Source organism: Chromohalobacter canadensis (genome assembly GCF_034479555.1).
In the GTDB taxonomy this organism is placed as follows: domain Bacteria; phylum Pseudomonadota; class Gammaproteobacteria; order Pseudomonadales; family Halomonadaceae; genus Chromohalobacter; species Chromohalobacter canadensis.
This window is the reverse complement of the sequence record NZ_CP140151.1, coordinates 219,399-238,572: the sequence shown is the minus strand read 5'-3', so window position 1 is coordinate 238,572 and position 19,174 is coordinate 219,399. Positions and strand designations below refer to the sequence as shown.

General features: G+C 59.4%; 17 protein-coding genes and 4 tRNA genes. 12 read left to right on the top strand and 9 right to left on the bottom strand.

Translation table 11 applies throughout. The features are described 5' to 3' along the window. The first annotated feature begins 52 nt into the window (after positions 1-52). On the top strand, positions 53-1,732 hold the full coding sequence (locus tag SR908_RS01185; protein WP_097024148.1) for a glutamine--tRNA ligase/YqeY domain fusion protein: 1,680 nt from the start codon (positions 53-55) through the stop codon (positions 1,730-1,732). 12 nt (positions 1,733-1,744) lie between these two features. Then, positions 1,745-3,130 (top strand): cysteine--tRNA ligase, encoded by a 1,386-nt coding sequence (cysS, locus tag SR908_RS01180; RefSeq protein ID WP_246922199.1) that lies wholly within the window; start codon positions 1,745-1,747, stop codon positions 3,128-3,130. 84 nt (positions 3,131-3,214) lie between these two features. On the opposite strand, the gene mtnN is transcribed toward cysS, so the two are convergent. Genes mtnN through folD form a run of 3 tightly spaced genes read right to left on the bottom strand, consistent with a single transcriptional unit; the run spans position 3,215 to position 5,332 of the window. Continuing rightward, positions 3,215-3,922 (bottom strand): 5'-methylthioadenosine/S-adenosylhomocysteine nucleosidase, encoded by a 708-nt coding sequence (mtnN, locus tag SR908_RS01175; RefSeq protein WP_246922197.1) that lies wholly within the window; start codon positions 3,920-3,922, stop codon positions 3,215-3,217. Positions 3,923-3,945: 23 nt separating this feature from the next. After that, positions 3,946-4,413 carry an S-ribosylhomocysteine lyase gene (locus SR908_RS01170; protein ID WP_097024145.1) on the bottom strand — a complete coding sequence of 156 codons (468 nt, stop codon included), beginning with the start codon at positions 4,411-4,413 and terminating at the stop codon, positions 3,946-3,948. 55 nt (positions 4,414-4,468) lie between these two features. After that, the gene (gene folD / locus SR908_RS01165) at positions 4,469-5,332 is read right to left on the bottom strand and encodes a bifunctional methylenetetrahydrofolate dehydrogenase/methenyltetrahydrofolate cyclohydrolase FolD (protein ID WP_246922194.1); all 864 of its coding nucleotides are present in this window, start codon (positions 5,330-5,332) and stop codon (positions 4,469-4,471) included. A 219-nt stretch (positions 5,333-5,551) separates the two neighbouring features. Here folD and SR908_RS01160 point away from each other — a divergent pair. The 10 genes from SR908_RS01160 to SR908_RS01115 all read left to right on the top strand — a co-directional run bounded on the left by SR908_RS01160 (position 5,552) and on the right by SR908_RS01115 (position 14,802). Then, a tRNA-Pro gene (locus SR908_RS01160) sits at positions 5,552-5,628 on the top strand. A gap of 56 nt (positions 5,629-5,684) precedes the next feature. Beyond that, a tRNA-Arg gene (locus SR908_RS01155) sits at positions 5,685-5,761 on the top strand. Positions 5,762-5,842: 81 nt separating this feature from the next. Beyond that, positions 5,843-5,917 (top strand) — tRNA-His (locus tag SR908_RS01150). A gap of 30 nt (positions 5,918-5,947) precedes the next feature. Beyond that, a tRNA-His gene (locus tag SR908_RS01145) sits at positions 5,948-6,022 on the top strand. A 273-nt stretch (positions 6,023-6,295) separates the two neighbouring features. Then, positions 6,296-7,648 (top strand): trigger factor, encoded by a 1,353-nt coding sequence (gene tig, locus SR908_RS01140; RefSeq protein WP_097024143.1) that lies wholly within the window; start codon positions 6,296-6,298, stop codon positions 7,646-7,648. A gap of 96 nt (positions 7,649-7,744) precedes the next feature. Continuing rightward, on the top strand, positions 7,745-8,365 hold the full coding sequence (clpP, locus tag SR908_RS01135; protein WP_097024142.1) for an ATP-dependent Clp endopeptidase proteolytic subunit ClpP: 621 nt from the start codon (positions 7,745-7,747) through the stop codon (positions 8,363-8,365). Between the two features lie 89 nt (positions 8,366-8,454). Continuing rightward, the gene (gene clpX, locus SR908_RS01130; protein ID WP_040241497.1) at positions 8,455-9,735 is read left to right on the top strand and encodes an ATP-dependent Clp protease ATP-binding subunit ClpX; all 1,281 of its coding nucleotides are present in this window, start codon (positions 8,455-8,457) and stop codon (positions 9,733-9,735) included. Between the two features lie 172 nt (positions 9,736-9,907). Further along, positions 9,908-12,316, top strand: a complete 2,409-nt coding sequence (gene lon, locus SR908_RS01125) for an endopeptidase La (RefSeq protein ID WP_097024141.1) — start codon at positions 9,908-9,910, stop codon at positions 12,314-12,316. A gap of 176 nt (positions 12,317-12,492) precedes the next feature. Next, positions 12,493-12,765, top strand: coding sequence for an HU family DNA-binding protein (locus SR908_RS01120; RefSeq protein WP_040241491.1), 273 nt, complete (start codon positions 12,493-12,495; stop codon positions 12,763-12,765). 228 nt (positions 12,766-12,993) lie between these two features. After that, the gene (locus SR908_RS01115) at positions 12,994-14,802 is read left to right on the top strand and encodes a SurA N-terminal domain-containing protein (protein WP_246922192.1); all 1,809 of its coding nucleotides are present in this window, start codon (positions 12,994-12,996) and stop codon (positions 14,800-14,802) included. A gap of 106 nt (positions 14,803-14,908) precedes the next feature. Here the strand turns inward: SR908_RS01115 and SR908_RS01110 are convergent, their stop codons facing one another. From SR908_RS01110 to SR908_RS01085, 6 genes are all read right to left on the bottom strand, one after another. Continuing rightward, positions 14,909-15,169 carry a YkgJ family cysteine cluster protein gene (locus SR908_RS01110; RefSeq protein WP_246922190.1) on the bottom strand — a complete coding sequence of 87 codons (261 nt, stop codon included), beginning with the start codon at positions 15,167-15,169 and terminating at the stop codon, positions 14,909-14,911. Positions 15,170-15,215: 46 nt separating this feature from the next. Then, on the bottom strand, positions 15,216-16,055 hold the full coding sequence (locus SR908_RS01105) for a 6-pyruvoyl trahydropterin synthase family protein (RefSeq protein ID WP_246922188.1): 840 nt from the start codon (positions 16,053-16,055) through the stop codon (positions 15,216-15,218). Continuing rightward, positions 16,055-16,699: a 7-carboxy-7-deazaguanine synthase gene (queE, locus tag SR908_RS01100; protein WP_246922186.1), complete on the bottom strand. Its 645-nt coding sequence runs from the start codon at positions 16,697-16,699 to the stop codon at positions 16,055-16,057. The genes SR908_RS01105 and queE overlap by 1 nt, the downstream gene beginning before the upstream one ends. After that, positions 16,699-17,454, bottom strand: coding sequence for a 7-cyano-7-deazaguanine synthase QueC (gene queC / locus SR908_RS01095; RefSeq protein WP_097024092.1), 756 nt, complete (start codon positions 17,452-17,454; stop codon positions 16,699-16,701). The genes queE and queC overlap by 1 nt, the downstream gene beginning before the upstream one ends. A gap of 132 nt (positions 17,455-17,586) precedes the next feature. Next, positions 17,587-18,624, bottom strand: a complete 1,038-nt coding sequence (locus SR908_RS01090; RefSeq protein WP_246922184.1) for an asparaginase — start codon at positions 18,622-18,624, stop codon at positions 17,587-17,589. A gap of 45 nt (positions 18,625-18,669) precedes the next feature. After that, the gene (locus SR908_RS01085) at positions 18,670-19,158 is read right to left on the bottom strand and encodes a hypothetical protein (protein WP_097024090.1); all 489 of its coding nucleotides are present in this window, start codon (positions 19,156-19,158) and stop codon (positions 18,670-18,672) included. Positions 19,159-19,174 lie beyond the last annotated feature (16 nt).

Here is a 19,174-nt window from a genome sequence, read left to right as displayed (position 1 = left end):
TGACGTGCCCTTCGGTCACTTCGCGAACGAACAGAGGTTCTTTAGACAGCCCATGAGCGTAGATAGCCACTCCGCCCCGAATTTCATCCGCAATCAGGTTCGCGAGGAAATCGAGGCCGGTCGCCAAGATACCATCGTCACTCGGTTTCCGCCGGAACCTAACGGTTTCCTGCACATCGGCCACGCCAAGTCGATCTGTCTGAATTTCGGGCTTGCCGAGCAGTTTGGCGGTCAATGCCATCTGCGTTTCGACGACACCAACCCCGCCAAGGAAGAGCAAGCCTATATCGATGCCATCAAGGACGATATTACTTGGTTAGGATTCGAGTGGGATGGGGCAGTACGCTATGCCTCGGATTACTTCGATCAGTTGTATGCCTGGGCACAGCATTTGGTGCGTGAGGGCAAGGCGTATGTCGATGACCTGTCTCCCGACGAGATTCGTGAATATCGCGGCACCTTGACCGAATCGGGCAAGCCGAGCCCGTATCGCGATCGTACGCCCGAAGAAAACCTTGATCTACTCGAGCGCATGCGCAAGGGCGAGTTCGCCGAGGGCGAGAAGGTGTTGCGTGCCAAGATCGATATGGCGGCGTCCAACATCAATCTGCGTGATCCGATCCTTTATCGTGTTCGACATGCCCACCATCATCAGACGGGTGACAAGTGGAAGATCTACCCGTCCTACGATTTCACGCATGGTCAGTCGGATGCGCTCGAGGGCGTCACGCACTCCATCTGCACACTGGAGTTCGAGGATCATCGTCCGCTTTACGAGTGGTTCCTCGAAAACCTTCCGGTGCCTGGCAAGCCGCGCCAGATCGAGTTTGCGCGTCTCAATCTCGCGCACACGGTGACCTCCAAGCGCAAGCTCAAGCTGCTGGTCGATCAGGGCATCGTGGATGGTTGGGACGATCCGCGCATGCCGACGATTTCGGGTATGCGTCGGCGTGGTTATACGCCGGGCTCGGTGCGCAAGTTCTGCGAGATGATCGGTGTGACGCGGGCCGATGGCGGCATGGTGGATATCGCTATGTTGTATCATGCGATTCGCTCTGACCTGGAAGACAATGCGCCGCGCGCGATGTGCGTGCTCAAGCCGCTCAAGGTGGTGTTGACCAATCTCCCCGAGGATCATCAGGAAACCTTCGAGGTGGCTGGCCATCCGGCGCGTGATGATATGGGCGTGCGCCACTTGCCGTTGACGCGCGAGGTGTGGATCGACCGTGACGATTTCATGGAAGAACCGCCCAAGAAGTTCTTCCGCCTGGCGCCGGGCAAGGAAGTACGTCTGCGCAATGCCTACGTGATCCGTTGCGACGAGGTCATCAAGGATGCCGACGGCGAGATCCAGGAGCTACGCTGCAGTGTCGATCTCGACACGCTGGGCAAGAACCCCGAAGGACGCAAGGTGAAAGGCGTCATCCACTGGGTGAGTACGGCGCACGCCGTGCCGGTAGAGGTGCGCCTTTACGACAATCTGTTCCAGGTCGAAGCGCCGGATCGTGACCGCGACGGCGACTTTCTCGAGCACTTGAATCCTGAGTCGCTGCGTATCGTCGAAGGCTACGCTGAACCGAGTTTGGTCGATGCTGAGCCTGAAAGCCGCTACCAGTTCGAGCGCGTCGGCTATTTCTGTGCCGATCGACATGACAGTCGCGATGGCAAGCTCGTTTTCAATCGTACGGTGGGGCTCAAGGATGGTTGGGCCAAGGCACAGAAAAAAGGCTGAGAGGGGATCGCCGTGCAGATTTACAACACGCTGACGCGACGCAAGGAAACGTTCACGCCGCTCGACGCGGGACGGGTGCGCATGTATGTCTGCGGGATTACCGTCTACGACTACTGCCATATCGGCCATGCTCGCGTCATGGTCGCCTTCGACATGATTACCCGCTATCTGCGTTGGCGCGGATTCGATGTCGATTATGTGCGCAATATCACCGATATCGACGACAAGATCCTCAAGCGGGCCGAGGAAAACGGCGAGCCGATTTCGGCGCTGACCGAGCGCATGATCGACGCCATGCACGAAGACGAAGGGCGCCTTGGCGTATTGCGTCCGGATCGCGAGCCACGTGCCACGGCACATGTCGATGACATCGTTGCCATGGTCCAGCGCCTGATCGACAAGGGCTATGCGTACCCGGCCACCAATGGTGACGTCTACTATCGTGTGCGGCGTTTCGAGGGGTACGGCAAGCTCAGCAATCGTGATCTCGATGACATGCGTTCGGGCGCACGTATCGAAGTTGAGGCCGCCAAGGAAGATCCTCTGGACTTCGTGTTGTGGAAAGCCGCCAAACCGGGCGAGGAGAGTTGGCCGTCGCCATGGGGCGCGGGGCGACCGGGCTGGCATATCGAATGCTCGGCGATGTCGACCTGCTGCCTGGGCGATACCTTCGACATTCATGGCGGGGGGCCGGACCTGGTGTTTCCGCATCATGAGAACGAGATCGCGCAGAGCGAGGCGGCGACGGGTCATCCCTACGTCAATACCTGGATGCATGCCGGGGCGGTGCGTGTCGATCACGAGAAGATGTCCAAGTCCCTGGGCAACTTCTTCACGATTCGCGAGGTGCTGGAGGCGCATGCGCCGGAAGTGGTGCGCTACCTGCTTCTGGCCAGTCACTACCGCAGCCCCATCAATTACGCTCCGGATGCCTTGAGCGACGCGCGTCGTTCGCTGGAGCGCTTCTACAACGCGCTGCAGGGCGTCACCCCGGTGGCTGGCGAGGTGGAGGCGGGGCATCGCGAACGTTTCGTGTCAGCGATGGATGACGACTTCAATACTGCCGAGGCCCTGGCGGTGCTGTTCGATTTGGCGCGCGAGTTGAATCGCGCCAAGCAGGAGGCGCCGTCGCATGCACCGGCCCTGGCTCATGAACTCAAGGAATTGGGCGATGTGCTGGGCTTGTTCAGCCAGGAGCCCGAGCGTTTCTTGCAGGCGGGGGCAGGGCGGTTGCCGATGAGTGAGACGGACATCGAAGCACGCATCGAGGCACGGGCGCAGGCCAAAAAGGCCAAGGACTTCGCCACCGCCGATGGCATTCGCGATGAATTGGCGGCGCTGGGGATTGTGCTGAAGGATAGCCGCCAAGGCACGACCTGGGTAGTCGAAGGCGACTGACGGGTTCGGAAGGGCTCAATACACGACGCCCGCGACCTGGGTCGCGGGCGTCGTGTCGTCTGGTCGAGTGGACCGGGGATGCACCTAGGCCGGTGTGCCCAGTCGCTTGACCATGGCTTCGACCATCATCGCCGAGTGTGTCGCTGCTTTCTCGATGAAGGCCTGGAAGGAGAGGTTCGACTCCTTGCCGGCGATATCGGATAGCGCACGAATGACCACGAAGGGGCACTCGTACAGATGGCACGTCTGGGCGATGGCAGCCGCCTCCATTTCCGCGGCCAGCATGCTCGGGAAGCGTTCACGGGTCTTGGCCACCACGGCCTTGTCGGCCATGAAGATGTCACCGGTACAGATGAGGCCTTCCGCGATGCGCAACTCGCCGAGTCCCTCGATGCACTCGCGGGCGACGTCCACCAGGCGAGGATCGGGAACGTAGGCGGCTGGCATTTGGGGGACCTGGCCGTATTCATAGCCGAACACCACTGCATCGACGTCGTGATGGCGCACCTCGCTTGAGATGACCACATCGCCGACTTCGAGGTCGGCCCCGAAGCCGCCCGCCGACCCCGTGTTGATTACGGCATCCGGCTGATAGGTCTCGAGCAGTTGCGTGGTGCCGACAGCGGCATTCACCTTGCCGATTCCCGACTGCAGAATGACGACCTCGACGCCATGCAGATGGCCCGAGTAGAACGTCGAGCCGGCATGCTGGCGAGTCTGGCGGTTTTCCAGATGCGAGGCGAGGCGTTCTACTTCCTCGGCCATGGCACCGATGATGGCAATCTTGCGCATTTGGGGCGTGATCCCTCTATCGATCAGGCGAACACCTGGTTCCATTCATTGCGCTTGGCCAGCAGGTCGCGCGCCAGGGCTTGGGCGCCTTCCAGGCTGTGACTGGCGGCCCAACCGCACTGCATTTCGTTGCAGGCCGGCACTTCCGTGGCGACGAGAACGTCGTTGAGAGTCTTGTCGATAAGATCGAGTACGTCGTCGTAATCATCGTGGTTGATCAACGAGACATAGAAGCCGGTCTGGCAACCCATGGGGCTGATGTCGAGAATCTTGTCAGTATGGTTGCGCGACAATTCGGCCATCAGGTGTTCCAGAGAATGCAGCGCGGGCATTTCCATGTGGGCCTTGTTGGGCTGGCAGATGCGCAGGTCGTACTTGTGAATCGCGTCGCCTTGTTCGCCGGTCTTGATGCCAGCCAGACGCACATAAGGTGCTTTGACCTTTGTATGGTCGAGGTTAAAGCTTTCGACGTTCATTTCTTGGTCGCTCATCTATCTACTCCTTTTTCGCGATCTCGATATCGTCGTCCATTGTAACGCCTGTATGTCAGGCATGCATGCCGTCGTGAAGTTCGGCGGCAAGCAGGGTGTTTTCCAGCAGCGAGGCGACCGTCATGGGGCCGACCCCGCCCGGTACGGGGGTAATGAAGCTGGCGCGTTCGGCGGCGGGTGCGAACTCGACATCGCCCGCGAGCTTGCCATCGGCTTGGCGATTGATGCCCACGTCGATGACGACGGCCCCTTCTTTGACCCACTCACCCTTGACGAGTCCGGGTTTTCCGACGGCGACGATGAGCAAGTCGGCACGGCGCACGTGCGATTCGAGGTCTCGAGTGAAGCGGTGACAGACAGTGGTTGTGCTGCCCGCTAGCATCAGCTCCATGGCCATGGGGCGGCCGACGATATTGGAGGCCCCGACGATGACGGCATCGAGGCCGCGGGCCTGGATGCCGCTCTCCTGCATCAGCGTCATGATGCCCTTGGGGGTGCAAGGACGCAGCACCGGCAGTCGTTGAGCGAGTCGGCCGAGGTTGTAAGGATGAAAGCCATCGACGTCCTTGTCGGGGCGGATGCGTTCGAGAATCGGGCGTTCGTCGAGATGCTCGGGCAGGGGAAGCTGTACCAGGATGCCGTCGATGTCGGCATCTGCGTTCAGTGAGTCGACCAATGCCTCGAGTTCTGCCTGCGTGGTCGTGGCGGGGAGCTGGTGTTGTACCGAATGCAGGCCGGCTTGGTCGCAGGCGCGGTGCTTGTTGCGGACGTAGACTTCGGAAGCCGGATCTTCGCCAACGAGGACGACCGCGAGCCCCGGGACGCGCTTACCGTCATGGCGGCGTACCTGGACCTGACGAGATACCTGTTCGCGGACGTTAGCGGCAATCGCCTTGCCGTCGATCAACTGAGCGGTCATCGACTCGTTCCTTTGACATGCATGGCCCGGCGCCGGGCGGCGTTCGGGCGGCGTTAGAGAGAGGCGCAATTTTCGCACGCTGGGAGGCGCAGTCAATGTATCCTTCTCGTGAGGAAGGCGGAAGGTGGAACGTAAGGGCTTGACCTGGCAAGGAAGATGCGTAGAATACGCTGCGCATCGACGGGCTCGATTGGCCATGCCCAAGCGGTCTCGGGGCAACGGGGTATAGCGCAGTCTGGTAGCGCGCCTGCTTTGGGAGCAGGATGTCGGGGGTTCAAATCCCTCTACCCCGACCAGCATCCGGATCCTCTCGAGGGTCGGTTCCTGGTTGGGTCTGTGCCGGCGTTATCAAGCGCTCATAGCTCAACCGGATAGAGCAACGGCCTTCTAAGCCGTAGGTTGCAGGTTCAAGTCCTGCTGGGCGCACCAGGCTCAAAGCCAAAATGCACCAGGCTAAAAGCCAACATAGAGTGTCGATGTCGGGATTGTTCCCGTGCGTATCAAGTTATGGTGGATGTAGCTCAGTGGTAGAGCCCCGGATTGTGGCTCCGGTGGTCGTGGGTTCGATCCCCATCATCCACCCCATGCTTGAATGTGCTGCAACAAATCGTCGTGGTGGATGTAGCTCAGTGGTAGAGCCCCGGATTGTGGCTCCGGTGGTCGTGGGTTCGATCCCCATCATCCACCCCAGCGATGATTTCCCTCTTTTTGTCTCCCTGTTTGTTCCTTTTGGCGTAATCTCCATTCTTGTGAGTGTACTCCGCACGCCTGTGCTAAGGTGCCTCGTTTGGCTTTTTGCGTCATCACTATGGCTATTCGCCCTTTTTTCGTGTCTTTTCCCTTGTAAGATGAGGCATACAGCCCCATAAACTTCGCAGTGCGCTTGCCAGCGCGAATGGGGATTCATAGAATCCTCGTCTTATACGTATTTTCAGAACGCCCCCAGTCGGTAGAGGATCATTCATGCAAGTTTCCGTTGAGTCGACTTCCCAGATCGAACGTCGTGTCACCGTCCAAGTGCCGGCTGCCGAAGTCGATCAAGCCGTGGCTACCCGTCTCCAGGAAACCGCCAAGAATGTGCGGCTGAACGGTTTTCGGCGCGGCAAGATTCCGCAGACGGTTGTGCGTCAGCGTTTCGGCCAAGAAGTCCGCAACGAGGTGGTGGGCGAAATGATGCGCCAGCACTATGTGCAGGCGATCACTCAGGAAAGCCTCAACCCGGCGGGTTCTCCGCAGGTCGAGCCGACCGTCGACGAAGACGGTAAGGATCTTGAGTTCGTCGCGACCCTTGAGGTGTATCCCGAGTTCGAGCTCAACACGATCGAAAACACCGAGATCGAGCGCCCCCAGGCGAGCGTGACCGAGGCTGATGTCGATCAGATGATCGACACCCTGCGTTCACAGAACGCCGAGTGGGAAACGGTCGAGCGTACCGCGGCTGATGGCGATCAGGTGACCGTTGATTTCCAAGGGTTCTTGGGTGATGAACCGTTCGAAGGTGGCGCCGCTGAAGGCCATGAGCTGGAGCTAGGGTCCAATAGCTTCATCCCTGGCTTCGAAGAGCAGCTGGTGGGTGCTCAGGCCGGTGACGATCTCGAGATCAAGGTGACCTTCCCTGAAGATTATCAGGCGGAACACCTGGCAGGTCAGGAAGCCACTTTCAAGGTGAAAGTGCACAAGGTGGCCGGCAAGCAGCTGCCCGAAGTCGACGACGAGTTCATCAAGCGCTTCGGTATCGAAGAGGGCGGCGTCGCTGCCTTCCGTGCCGACGTGCAGAAGAACATGGAGCACGAGCTATCTCAGGCCGTGACCAATCGCGTCAAGCAGCAGGCGCTCGAAGCGTTGCAGCAGGCCAATGATATTCCGGTCCCGCAGTCATTGATTCAGCAGGAGACCGAGGGGCTCAAGCGCCAGGCCGCTCAGCAGTTCGGTCTAGGGGAAGACTTCGATGTTTCCCAGCTGCCCGACGAGCTGTTCGCCGACCAGGCGAAGAAGCGCGTTCAGGTCGGCCTGCTGCTGGCTGAAGTCGTCAAGGTCAATGAGCTCGACGCCAGCGACGATGAAATCAAGGCGCGCGTCGAAGAGTTGGCGCAGCAGTATCAGCAGCCTGAGCAAGTGGTTGAGCATTACCTCAAGAACGAGGACATGAAGAATCAGGTCAAGTCCTCGGTTCTAGAAGACAAGGCGGTTGACAAGCTGCTGGAGCAAGCTCAGGTTAAGGACGTCGAGATGTCCTACGAGCAGGCTCTGCAAGCGGCACAACAGCAGCAAGAAGCAGATGATGAAGACGAAGCGCAGGAAGAGGCTAGCGCTTAAGCGTTCTCTCGCGTGCCGTCGCAAGTGCCTGGACCCGGCTACGGCCGGGTCTCTAGTCACTGGAGCAATCAGTCACCGAATTAAGGAAGCCACGCAATGGGCAACGAGTTCGATATCAGCAACGCCGGCGGTTTGGTCCCCATGGTGGTGGAGCAAAGCGCGCGTGGCGAGCGGTCCTACGACATATACTCTCGCCTGCTCAAAGAGCGCGTAATCTTTCTGATTGGCCCGGTCGAAGACTATATGGCCAATCTGGTGGTGGCTCAGTTGTTGTTTCTCGAATCCGAGAACCCCGACAAAGACATCCACCTTTACATCAATTCGCCGGGCGGTTCTGTGACAGCAGGGATGTCTATCTATGACACCATGCAGTTCGTCAAGCCTGACGTGTCTACCGTATGCGTCGGCCAGGCTGCGAGCATGGGAGCGTTGCTGCTTGCCGGCGGTGCCGAGGGCAAGCGCTACTGCCTGCCGCACTCACGGATGATGATTCATCAACCGTTGGGTGGTTATCAGGGTCAGGCCGCCGATATCGAGATCCACACCAAGGAAATTCTCAACATCCGCCAGCAGCTCAACGAGATTCTTGCCAAGCATACCGGCCAGGATGTGGAAACGGTTGCTCGAGATACGGATCGCGATAATTTCATGAACGGCGCCCAGGCGGCTGAGTACGGCCTCATCGATGCCATGCTGGATAAGCGCCCTGTATCCTGATAGCGTTTAACCAAACATGGTAGCGATTAGCGAGACATGCATTTATTACCGGCGGTTCGTCAGGGCCGCCGCTATCACGAGGTACACGAATGGCTGACGGCAAAGGCAAAGACGAGAGCGGCAAATTGCTGTACTGCTCGTTCTGCGGCAAGAATCAGAACGAAGTGCGCAAGCTGATCGCGGGTCCTTCCGTCTACATCTGTGACGAATGTGTCGATCTATGCAACGACATCATTCGCGAAGAAGTGCTGGAGGCCGATGCCGAGGGCGACGACGAGCGCCTGCCGGCACCGCGTGAGATCCGTTATACACTGGATGATTATGTCATCGGGCAGGACCGTGCCAAGCGGGTGCTGTCGGTGGCGGTCTACAACCACTACAAGCGTCTCCGTGCTGATGTGAAGACCGACGATGTCGAACTCGGCAAGTCGAACATTCTCCTGATCGGTCCGACCGGTAGTGGTAAGACCTTGCTGGCCGAGACCATGGCCCGACTGCTTAACGTCCCGTTCACGATCGCCGATGCGACGACTCTGACCGAAGCCGGTTATGTGGGTGAAGACGTTGAGAACATCATCCAGAAGCTGCTGCAGAAGTGCGAGTACGATGTCGACAAGGCGCAGCGCGGGATCGTCTATATCGACGAGATCGACAAGATTTCGCGCAAGTCGGACAATCCTTCGATTACGCGTGATGTCTCCGGTGAAGGCGTCCAGCAGGCACTTCTCAAGCTGATCGAGGGCACCACAGCCTCGATACCGCCCCAAGGCGGTCGCAAGCATCCCCAGCAGGAATTCCTGCAGGTCGATACCAGCAACATGCTGTTCATCGTCGGCGGGGCGTTTGCAGGGCTGGAGAAAGTGATCCGTGACCGTATCGAGAAAGGTGGCATCGGTTTCAACGCAGAGGTGAAGAGCAAGGACTCCGAAAAATCGATGGGGGATGTCCTCGCTGGGGTCGAGCCTGAGGACTTGGTCAAGTTCGGCTTGATTCCGGAATTCGTGGGCCGTGTTCCGGTCATCGCGACGCTGACCGAGCTCAGCGAAGAGGCGTTGATCCAGATCCTCACCGAGCCCAAGAACTCGCTGATCAAGCAGTACACGCACCTGTTTTACATGGAAGGTGTTGAACTCGAGTTTCGCGAGGATGCCTTGCGGGCCGTGGCCCATAAGGCCATGGAGCGCAATACCGGCGCGCGTGGTTTACGTTCGATCCTCGAGTCCGTGCTACTCGATACCATGTACGAGGTGCCATCGCTGGAGGATGTCACCAAGGTGGTCATCGATGCCTCGGTCATCACCGGTGACAGCGAGCCGCTTTTGATTTATTCCCAGCAGGAAGAAAGCAAGGTGGCGGGCAAGGACGGTTGAGGTCCAGCCTGAGTCACCTGGGGGCCTAAGGGCCCCCTTTTCGTATGCGTCCCTGCCTTGAGCCATGAAACCGACGGGCTGCACGGTTGCATCATGCTGGATGCGCCCCCATTTCTCTGGCATTAGTGCCGTCTCGCGGCCCATCCACCGAATTTGTTGAGGAACGTCTGCGATGGAGCAGAACGCTGAACAGACCTTGAGTCTCCCCCTTTTGCCGCTGCGGGACGTGGTTGTCTATCCGCAGATGGTGATTCCGCTGTTCGTGGGGCGCGAGAAGTCGATTCGCGCGCTCGAGACGGCCATGGAAAACGACAAGCGGATATTGCTCGTTGCCCAGCGCGAAGCCGGTCAGGACGACCCGGAATTCGGCGATCTCTTCGATGTGGGCACGGTGGCTGAAATCATGCAGCTGCTGAAGCTGCCCGATGGCACCGTCAAGGTATTGATCGAAGGCGATTACCGTGCCGATGTCCGCGATATTCATGAGGATGACGCAGGTTACGTCTCGGCCGAGGCTTTGCGCCGCGAAAGTGAGACGTTGACCGAACGCGAGCAAGAATCTTTGGTGCGCGTACTGCTCAATCAGTTCGAGCAGTACGTCAAGCTGTCCAAGAAGGTGCCTAACGAAGTCCTTAATTCGTTGTCCGGCATCGAGGACCCCAGCCGCTTGGTGGATACCATCTGTGCTCACTTGTCGCTCAAGATCGGCGACAAGCAGGAATTGCTCGAGATGGATCGTGTGCGTGATCGTATCGAGCACCTGATGGCGTTGATCGAATCCGAGATCGATTTGCTGCAGGTGGAAAAGCGCATTCGCTCGCGCGTCAAGGACCAGATGGAGAAGTCCCAGCGCGAGTACTATCTCAACGAGCAAATGAAAGCCATCCAGAAGGAAATGGGTGAGCTCGAGAATGCGCCTAACGAGACCGACAAGTACGAGCAGCTGATCGAATCCACGGGCATGCCCAAGGAGGCGGCAGAGAAGGCGCGTCAGGAGCTGGGCAAGCTCAAGATGATGGCGCCGACCTCGGCCGAGGCGACGGTGGTGCGTTCGTACCTCGATTGGTTGGTGGCGGTGCCCTGGAAGAAGCGCTCGCGCGTCAAGCACGACCTGGCGAATGCGCAGAAAGTGCTCGATGAAGATCACTATGGCCTGGAAGAGGTCAAGGAACGGATCCTCGAGTATCTCGCCGTCCAGAAGCGCGTCAAGAAGCTCAAGGGGCCGGTACTCTGCTTAGTCGGTCCTCCCGGGGTTGGCAAGACCTCGTTGGGGCAATCGATCGCGCGGGCCACCAACCGGCGCTATGTGCGCCTGGCATTGGGCGGGATTCGCGATGAGTCGGAGATTCGTGGCCACCGGCGTACCTATATCGGCTCACTGCCGGGCAAGATGATTCAGCGCATGAGCAAAGCCGAAGTGCGCAATCCGCTCTTCCTGCTCGATGAGGTCGACAAGATCGGGATGGATCACCGTGGTGACCCGTCGTCGGCTCTTCTCGAAGTGCTCGACCCCGAGCAGAACAATAGCTTCAGCGACCATTACCTGGAGCTGGATTACGACCTGTCCGATGTCATGTTCATTTGTACCGCGAACTCGATGAACATTCCCGAGCCGTTGCTCGACCGCATGGAAATCATTCGGTTGCCCGGCTACACCGAGGACGAGAAACTGGCGATCGCCAAGCGGTATCTGGTGCCCAAGCAGCTCAAGGCCAATGGTCTCAAGGAAGAAGAGCTCAGCTTCTCTGACGAGTCGCTGCTTGAGCTTGTGCGCTATTACACCCGTGAAGCGGGCGTACGTGAGCTGGAGCGCCAAATCGCCAAGGTAAGCCGCAAGGTGCTGCGTGAGCGTGTCGAGGCCGAGAAGCAGCAAGGTGCGCAAGGTCCTCAATGGCTTGCGGCATCGGATATCGAAGCCTACGCCGGCGTACGTCGATTCAGCTATGGCTTGGCCGATCAGCAGGATCAGGTGGGGCGTGTCACCGGGCTTGCCTGGACGTCGGTGGGCGGTGAGCTGCTCAATATCGAATCGGTAGTATCCCCGGGCAAGGGGCGTCTCAACAAGACGGGCTCACTCGGCGATGTCATGAAGGAGTCTGTGGATGCCGCGCATACCGTGGTACGGGCGCGTGCCAAGGCGCTGGACATCGATCCTGATCGTTTCGAGAAGGAAGACCTGCACATTCACGTGCCGGAAGGGGCAACGCCCAAGGATGGACCCAGCGCTGGCGTCGCTATGGTGACTGCGATGGTGTCGGCGTATACCGCACGTCCGGTCCGTTGTGACGTGGCGATGACTGGTGAAGTCAACCTGCGTGGGGAAGTGATGCCGATCGGCGGTCTCAAGGAGAAATTGCTGGCGGCGCGACGCGGTGGTATAAAGACGGTGCTAATACCGGAGGAAAACCGCCGGGATCTCAAGGAAGTGCCGGATAATATCAAGGATGCGTTGGATATCCGGCCCGTTAAATGGATTGATGAAGTTCTCGACGCGGCGTTGGTCGGAAAGGCAGAGGTTGAAACCGGTGATCCCTTAGCGGAAACTAGTCAACCTTCGCGTTCCAATATCAGCACGCATTGACAGAATTTAGCGGCCATGTCGCGGTATAAAACCGCGCATGGCACGGCTCGGCGCGAAGCTTTCTTGACAAGAGTTTCGTGGCATTGCTATAAATTCCAGCCTTTGTTGTGACGCTTCAGGAAGTGGAAGTTTCGCGCCGATTTCCAGTCATTACCGAAACAGTCAAGGGGTGAAGTGTGAACAAGTCCGAGCTGATCGAAGCCATTGCTGCATCTGCCGATATTCCCAAGGCGGCTGCAGGCCGTGCGCTCGACGCCATGGTCGAGACCGTCTCCGATAGTCTGAAAAAGGGCGATTCCGTCGCACTGGTTGGCTTCGGCACATTCTCCGTCAAGGAGCGTGCCGCGCGCACAGGTCGTAACCCTCAGACCGGGCAGACGATCGAAATCAGCGCCGCCAAGGTGCCGACGTTCAAGGCAGGCAAGGCGCTCAAGGACTCGGTCAACTAAGACCGGTCGAGCGGGACCGAGGTGGTCGTCATGAGCGCTATACATGACGAAAGCCGTGTCTGAAGCGAGATGTCGGTTCGGTCCAGCCAAAGAGGCGTATCGCGTAAGCGGTGCGCCTTTTTCATGCCGGTGGCTGTGCTGGAAGTATGACCCCATTTTGACCGGGACACACTCGATGCCGGTATAATCCTTTCTGGTTTCAAGAATCTCCATCACGTCGAGGCAAGCATGCTGCAACGAATTCGAGAAGGCTCCCAAGGGTGGACCGCCAGAGTGATCGTGGGTGCGATCATCGTGACGTTCGCGCTTTTTGGGGCTGAGTCCCTGGTCGGGGTCTTCACCTCCGGCAGTGATGACGCCGCGACCGTGAACGGCGAATCGATCAATAAGCAAGCGGTCGAGATGCAGGTCCAGCGCGCCATTCGTTCCGGGCAAGTACCGCCCGATCAAGAACGCGAGCTGCGTAAACAGGTCACCGATCAACTGATCTCCACGGAACTGTTGGATCAATACGCCGATGAAGGGGGGATGCACCTCTCCGATGCGCAGATTGATCAACTCATCGTTAGCCGCCCCGAGTTTCAGGATTCGGAAGGAAGCTTTTCTCAGGACGTCTTTTCCAACCGTCTTTCGCAAGCGGGCTACACGCCGTTGTCGTTTCGTAGGGAACTGCGCAGTGACATGAAGCGTCAGCAGCTTCAACAGGGTATTGGGCTGTCGACCTTGGTGTTGCCGGGGGAAGCCAAACGCTTGCAGGCCCTCGAGAATCAGACGCGTGACTTTCGCTATGCCGCGCTGACGGCGGACGATCTCGATACCCCGGTCGAGGTGAGTCAGGACGACATGCAAGCTTATTACGACGCGCATCGCGATCAGTATCAGCGCCCTGAACAAGTCAAGGTCGCGTCGGTGGTGCTGAATCAGCAAGAGGTAGCTCAGGATGTCGAGGTCGATGAGCAGCAATTGCGAGATGCCTATACAGAAGAGCTTAAGGAAGCGCCTCGCGAAGTCGCACACATCATGGTCGATTATGGCGATGAGCGTTCTCGCGACGAGGCCATGACGCGGATCGAGGAAGCCAGGGGCAAGCTCGACGACGGTGAAGACTTCGCAACGGTGGCGTCCGACTACTCCGACGACACGGCGTCCGCCGACCAGGGTGGTGACTTGGGTGTGATCAATCGTGGCTTCTTGGGTGAAGCGTTCGATGATGCTGCTTTCTCGTTGAATGAAGGTGAGGTGTCGTCGGTCGTCGATAGCGGCGATGGTTTGCACTTAATCAAGGTCACCGACATCGATTTCCCCGGTTTCGATGAAAGGCGCGATCAGCTCGCCGAGCAAGTGCGTCTCGACAATTCCAGTGATGCGTTTAACGAGCGCGTTCAGGCGCTTGAAGACCGAAGCTATGCAGCAAACGATTTGCAGAGCGTTGCCGATGAACTCGGCCTCGAGGTTCATACCAGCGATTGGGTCTCCAGAGACAGCGCCGATGGTGTGCTCGCCGAGCCTGGCGTGATGGACGCAGCCTTCAGTGAGGATGTACTGGAGAATGGCTATAACAGCGATGTGCTGGAACTCGATGATCAACGTCGTGCCGTAGTGCGTGTCGCCGATCATCGTGACGCCACGACCCTGCCGCTCGATGACGTTAAGGATCAGGTGCGTGAAGCGACCCAGGCCGTCAAGACACGCGAAGCGCTTGAAGCCCGTGCCCAAGCATTGGTCGAGACGCTCAAGAAGGGGGATTCGGTGTCACTCGACTGGCAGAACGTCGAAGATGCCACCCGCGATGGGAACGGTGCACCCGACGGCGTGCTGAGTCAGGCTTTCCGTCTGCCGCATCCCGAGGAGGGAAGCAGCTTCGGGCAAGCTCCTACCGATGAGGGGATCGCCGTTATCGAATTGACCGATGTGCGTGACGGCGATACCGGTGACGCGAGTGATAGCACGCAAATGACTCAGCGGTTGCGTGCGCAAGCCGCCATTCAGGGCTTGACCGAGACACTACGCGAAGAGGCCGATATCGAGCGTCATTGATCGACGACGACGCTCACGGGTAAAAGAAAAAGCGCGACTCTCGGAGTCGCGCTTTTTTGCTTTGTGCAGGAGACCGTGTACAGGATCTCGGCCAGAAGGGAGAGGTTCAGGAAGGCGTTTCGGTATGCCGCTCAAGATCTTCGAGGATGGTCAGAGCTTCTTCGCGACTGTCGCCGCAAACCGCGTGGTCGTAATCGAAGGTACGGCAAACGGTGGGCCTTTTGGGATCGCCGAACAGGCGGCAGCAATTGTCTTCGTCGAGTTGAACGCAGCGTACACCTGCCGGCTTACCATCGGGCATGCCGGGGATAGGGGAGCTGATGGTTGGCGCAATACAGCATGCGCCACAGCCTACGCGACAGTACATGGATGTGTTCCGTTCGACGAATGAAGACGATCACCATTGGTGCCGTTTACGATGCTTCGGCGATGGCGCCCTTGTCGATCCCCTCGAAGGCCTGCACGCGAATCCTGCTGTGCGTCTCTAGGGCGATCTTTTCCGCTAGCCAGGCGGCGATATGCTCGATGGTCGTGGGCGTGGTGAGCAGGTGGCAGCGCTCGCTGGGGAGCGTCAGATGAAAACGGCCTTGATCGGCGCGATAGGCGACACTCAACGTATCCAGAGACTCATCGGCTTGCGGCGCGAGGTCTTCATCGTGGATCAAGTAGCAGGCATCCAGTGCCTGTGCCCATTGGTGCTCCAGTTCGGGATCGCGTTGACCGTTCCGCCAGATATGCAGGCGTGACCGGTGGCCGTGGGCAATGCGCTGGCAATTGCCCACATGGTGCTTGAGACCATGGCTGTAGGTATAGGCGGCCGTCTCGATGTCTTCATCGCGCAAGCGCAGGCGAATCGCCTCCACCTTGGCGGGTGGTCGACGGCTGAGCTCGGTGGAGAGGTGCGTGGCCAATTGCTCTGGGGTGATCTCTGACCAGGGCAGCAAGGTAAAGCTTTGGCGTGGACCCCGGAGCTCCATGGGGTAGGGGAATTGCGTGCGTAGGCAGAGCCCCTCGGCGCAGTCGAATACCTGGATCCCCGGTGCTTCGGTCGGTACCAGCAAGGTATGGTCCAGGCCCTCATCGAGCCGTGATTTGATCCAGGGTTTGACCTCGCCGAAGTCGAACAGCATGCCATCGGAGCCCAGCTCACCATCGAGTTCGGCATCGACATGCCAGCTGGCGCCCATCAGACCGTGGGTGGGCGACCACAGCGACGCGTCGATGTGAGTGAGGTGATTGACGAAAAGGGTCATCAGTCGATTCCCGCGATCTTGTGGGTTTGCAGCGCGAGGCGCCATTGCGGATGGTCAAGGCAGTAGGCGACGGTGTCCTCCATGGTCGTACCTCGTCCACCGCGTGGCGCAAGATCCATCGGCTGCAGGAAGAAATGCCTGAAGGCTAGATGCGTGAAATGCTCGGGCATCGCATCGGACTGCGGAAACACCAGCTTCAGCTCATCGCCTTGTGTGATGCGTAATGTCGCATTGCCCTTGGGGCTGACGCATAACCAGTCGATGCCGTCGGGCGGTGTCAGCGTACCGTTGGTCTCGACGGCAATTTCGAAACCTTGGGCATGCATGGCCTCGATAAGCGGTGTGTCGAGCTGGAGCAGCGGCTCGCCGCCGGTGAATACCACATAGGGCACGGCAGCCTCCTGCGCGTGAGGCCAGAGGCTCATGAGATGCGTCGCCAACGCTTGGGCATTCTCGAAACGTCCACCGTTCTGCCCGTCGGTGCCGACGAAGTCGGTATCGCAAAAGCGGCAGTGACTGGTGGCGCGGTCGCGTTCACGTCCCGACCAGAGGTTGCAGCCCGTGAAGCGGCAGAACACGCTGGCCCGCCCAGCGCGAGCGCCTTCGCCCTGGAGCGTATAGAAGGCTTCCTTGACGCTGTACATTACGACATCTTCTCCGGCGCGGCATAGGCTAGAGGATCGTCGATCCCCTGCGTGGCGAAGGCTGCCAGACGCTCCCTGCAGCTACCGCATTGTCCGCAGGCATACTCGCCTCCCAGGTAGCAGGTCCAGGTCTGGGCGTAATCGAGCCCCATCGACAGTCCGTCGGCCAGGATGGTGTGCTTGCTGGCATGCAAATAGGGGGCGGCGATACGTACGGGATTGAAATCGGCGATGGCGGCGACGTCATTCACTCGCTCGACGAACTCGGGGCGACAGTCGGGATACAGCACGTGATCGCCGCCGTGGGCGCCATAAAAGCAGACATTGGCACCGATGTTGATGGCGTGACCGATGGCCAACGAGAGCAGGATCATGTTGCGATTGGGCACCACCGTGGCCGCCATGTTGTCGGCATCGTAGTCGCCGTCAGGCATGGTCTGGGTGGCATCGGTCAGGGCCGAGTTGCCGATCAAGCCATGAATGGCACGGATATCGACCACTTGGTGGGCGACGCCCAGCTGCTGGCAGACCCGGCTTGCAGTCTCGAGTTCACGCGAGTGGCGCTGACCGTAGTGGAACGACAAGGCGTGGACCTCGAAGCCGGCGCGCAAGGCGCGATGCAGAACGGTATAGGAGTCCATCCCGCCGGAGTATATGACCACGGCCTTGGCGGTATCGTCGGGTGTGGTGAGCGCGGTAATGGCGTTTGCCTCAGCGCTGGATGGCTGAGGTACATGGTGCGGCGTGTCGGTCATGAGATTTGTCCTGAGCGGAGAATTTGTAGCCTCCCGCAAGTGTCACGACAATTGCGGGAAACACGCCCGGGATCCGGTCCGGACGAAGCGCGCACAGTGTAACCGGCGAACCCTTCACCGGCTAGCGTGGCGTCAAGCCAGTGCGCTGCGCTCGCCGCATAGCGAGGTCAGGAACTGGCGTCGTTGCTGGGCTTCGGGCAGCGGCTGTGAGACCAGGTGGACGAGCTTGGTAAACGCCGCTTCTGGCGTCATGTCGTCGCCGGCGAGTGCGCCGATATCCTTGAGCGCATTGCCGCTGGCATACGTGCCTAGCGTCACGGGACCGTGGGGACACTGGCTGATGACGGCGAGCAACATGCCACGGCTAGTTGCGGTGGCCAGCTCGCCTGCCAGGGCAGTGTCTTCGGGAATATTGCCACTCCCCCAGCTTTCGAGAACGGCGCCATGTACCGTGTCGTCGTCGAGCAACTGCGCGATCTGGCGTGCCTGAATGCCGGGCCACAATGGTAGGCGTATGACCGCCGACGTGGGTGCCAAGTCGGGGAGCTCAAAACGCGGCGCGCCGGTGGGTGAAAGGCATCGTGCGGTATAGAGGACCGGCTCGTCATCAATGATCTCGCCCAGCAGCGGCCAGTTGGGGGCGTGAAAGGCATCGAACGATTGAGTATCCCATTTGCGGGTTCGGCAGCCGCGCATGAGCTTGCCACCGAAGGCGATGGCGACTTCGGTGAGATCCCTCCGAGCGGCGAAGCGCAGCGCCGTTTCGACGTTATCGAGTGCGTCGCTGTGGGGCGCTTCCAGCGGTTTCTGCGCTCCCGTGACAACGACGGGTCTGCCCAGGCCCTGCAATTGGAAGGCCAGGCTCGAAGCCGACCACGCCAGCGTATCGGTGCCATGCAGGACCACAAAGCCGGCATAGTCCGCATAGCGTTCGGCAATGTCACGCGCCAAGCGTTGCCAGTCGGCGGGTGTGGCGCTGCTCGAGTCGATGGGCGTCGTATATTCGAGCATTTCGAAAGGCGGTATGGCATCGCGCCGGTACGCAGCGAGGTGCGTGAAGGCTTGGCGCAGACGCACCTCGAAGTCGCTGCCGGGGCGGAGGCCTCGAGGTCCGTCGAGCATGCCGAGGGTGCCGCCGGCATAAAGGACGAGAACGGTGTTGGATGTCATGGTGTCACGGGTGTCCGGAAAGATATCGGTATGGCGCGATGATAACTAGTCGTCGTCTCGTGCGGCCAGTGACCACCCATCGGCGTTGCGCGATGGCGTTGTCGAGGCGCTCGGGGCGGTGGTCTTTTCGCGTATCGCAGCGACGTCTTCATGGCTGACGAAGCGCAATTTGCCGTCGTTGCGCTGGGGGTGAGAAATCAGTGGGCCCTGGAAGCGCCAGCAACGCTCGGGGACCCAGGAAACGTGGTAACGACGACCGGCGTACTCGGCTTCACGGTCATCGATCAAGCGTAATTCGTCGCGTAGCGGTAGCCATGCGAAAAGATTGGAGTGCAAGACCTCGTGGTGCTCACCGATGCGCACTGGTCCCACGAAAGTGCCGCGGCCCAATGCGCGTCGGCGACGCGACACTCGCTCCGTTCCCTCTGCCATCCCCTTGCCGCAAAGATGCAAGGTCGTATCGTCGACTTGTTTGACGACCCAGATGGCAATGCCTTGTTGGCGGGACAGGCGATCTTGCAACCACTCGAGCATGCACAGCTCCTTCGAC

What these genes read in the sequence shown, in the direction of transcription:
- mtnN (WP_246922197.1), bottom strand. Translation starts at nt 3,922, where the DNA reads ATGCGCAAGATTGCCATCATCGGTGCCATGGCCGAGGAAGTAGAACGC.
- SR908_RS01170 (WP_097024145.1), bottom strand. Translation starts at nt 4,413, where the DNA reads ATGAGCGACCAAGAAATGAACGTCGAAAGCTTTAACCTCGACCATACA.
- SR908_RS01085 (WP_097024090.1), bottom strand. Translation starts at nt 19,158, where the DNA reads ATGCTCGAGTGGTTGCAAGATCGCCTGTCCCGCCAACAAGGCATTGCC.
- clpP (WP_097024142.1), top strand. Translation starts at nt 7,745, where the DNA reads ATGGGCAACGAGTTCGATATCAGCAACGCCGGCGGTTTGGTCCCCATG.
- folD (WP_246922194.1), bottom strand. Translation starts at nt 5,332, where the DNA reads ATGACCGCTCAGTTGATCGACGGCAAGGCGATTGCCGCTAACGTCCGC.
- queE (WP_246922186.1), bottom strand. Translation starts at nt 16,699, where the DNA reads ATGTACAGCGTCAAGGAAGCCTTCTATACGCTCCAGGGCGAAGGCGCT.
- SR908_RS01105 (WP_246922188.1), bottom strand. Translation starts at nt 16,055, where the DNA reads ATGACCCTTTTCGTCAATCACCTCACTCACATCGACGCGTCGCTGTGG.
- tig (WP_097024143.1), top strand. Translation starts at nt 6,296, where the DNA reads ATGCAAGTTTCCGTTGAGTCGACTTCCCAGATCGAACGTCGTGTCACC.
- queC (WP_097024092.1), bottom strand. Translation starts at nt 17,454, where the DNA reads ATGACCGACACGCCGCACCATGTACCTCAGCCATCCAGCGCTGAGGCA.
- SR908_RS01185 (WP_097024148.1), top strand. Translation starts at nt 53, where the DNA reads ATGAGCGTAGATAGCCACTCCGCCCCGAATTTCATCCGCAATCAGGTT.
- lon (WP_097024141.1), top strand. Translation starts at nt 9,908, where the DNA reads ATGGAGCAGAACGCTGAACAGACCTTGAGTCTCCCCCTTTTGCCGCTG.
- SR908_RS01110 (WP_246922190.1), bottom strand. Translation starts at nt 15,169, where the DNA reads ATGTACTGTCGCGTAGGCTGTGGCGCATGCTGTATTGCGCCAACCATC.
- SR908_RS01115 (WP_246922192.1), top strand. Translation starts at nt 12,994, where the DNA reads ATGCTGCAACGAATTCGAGAAGGCTCCCAAGGGTGGACCGCCAGAGTG.
- SR908_RS01090 (WP_246922184.1), bottom strand. Translation starts at nt 18,624, where the DNA reads ATGACATCCAACACCGTTCTCGTCCTTTATGCCGGCGGCACCCTCGGC.
- clpX (WP_040241497.1), top strand. Translation starts at nt 8,455, where the DNA reads ATGGCTGACGGCAAAGGCAAAGACGAGAGCGGCAAATTGCTGTACTGC.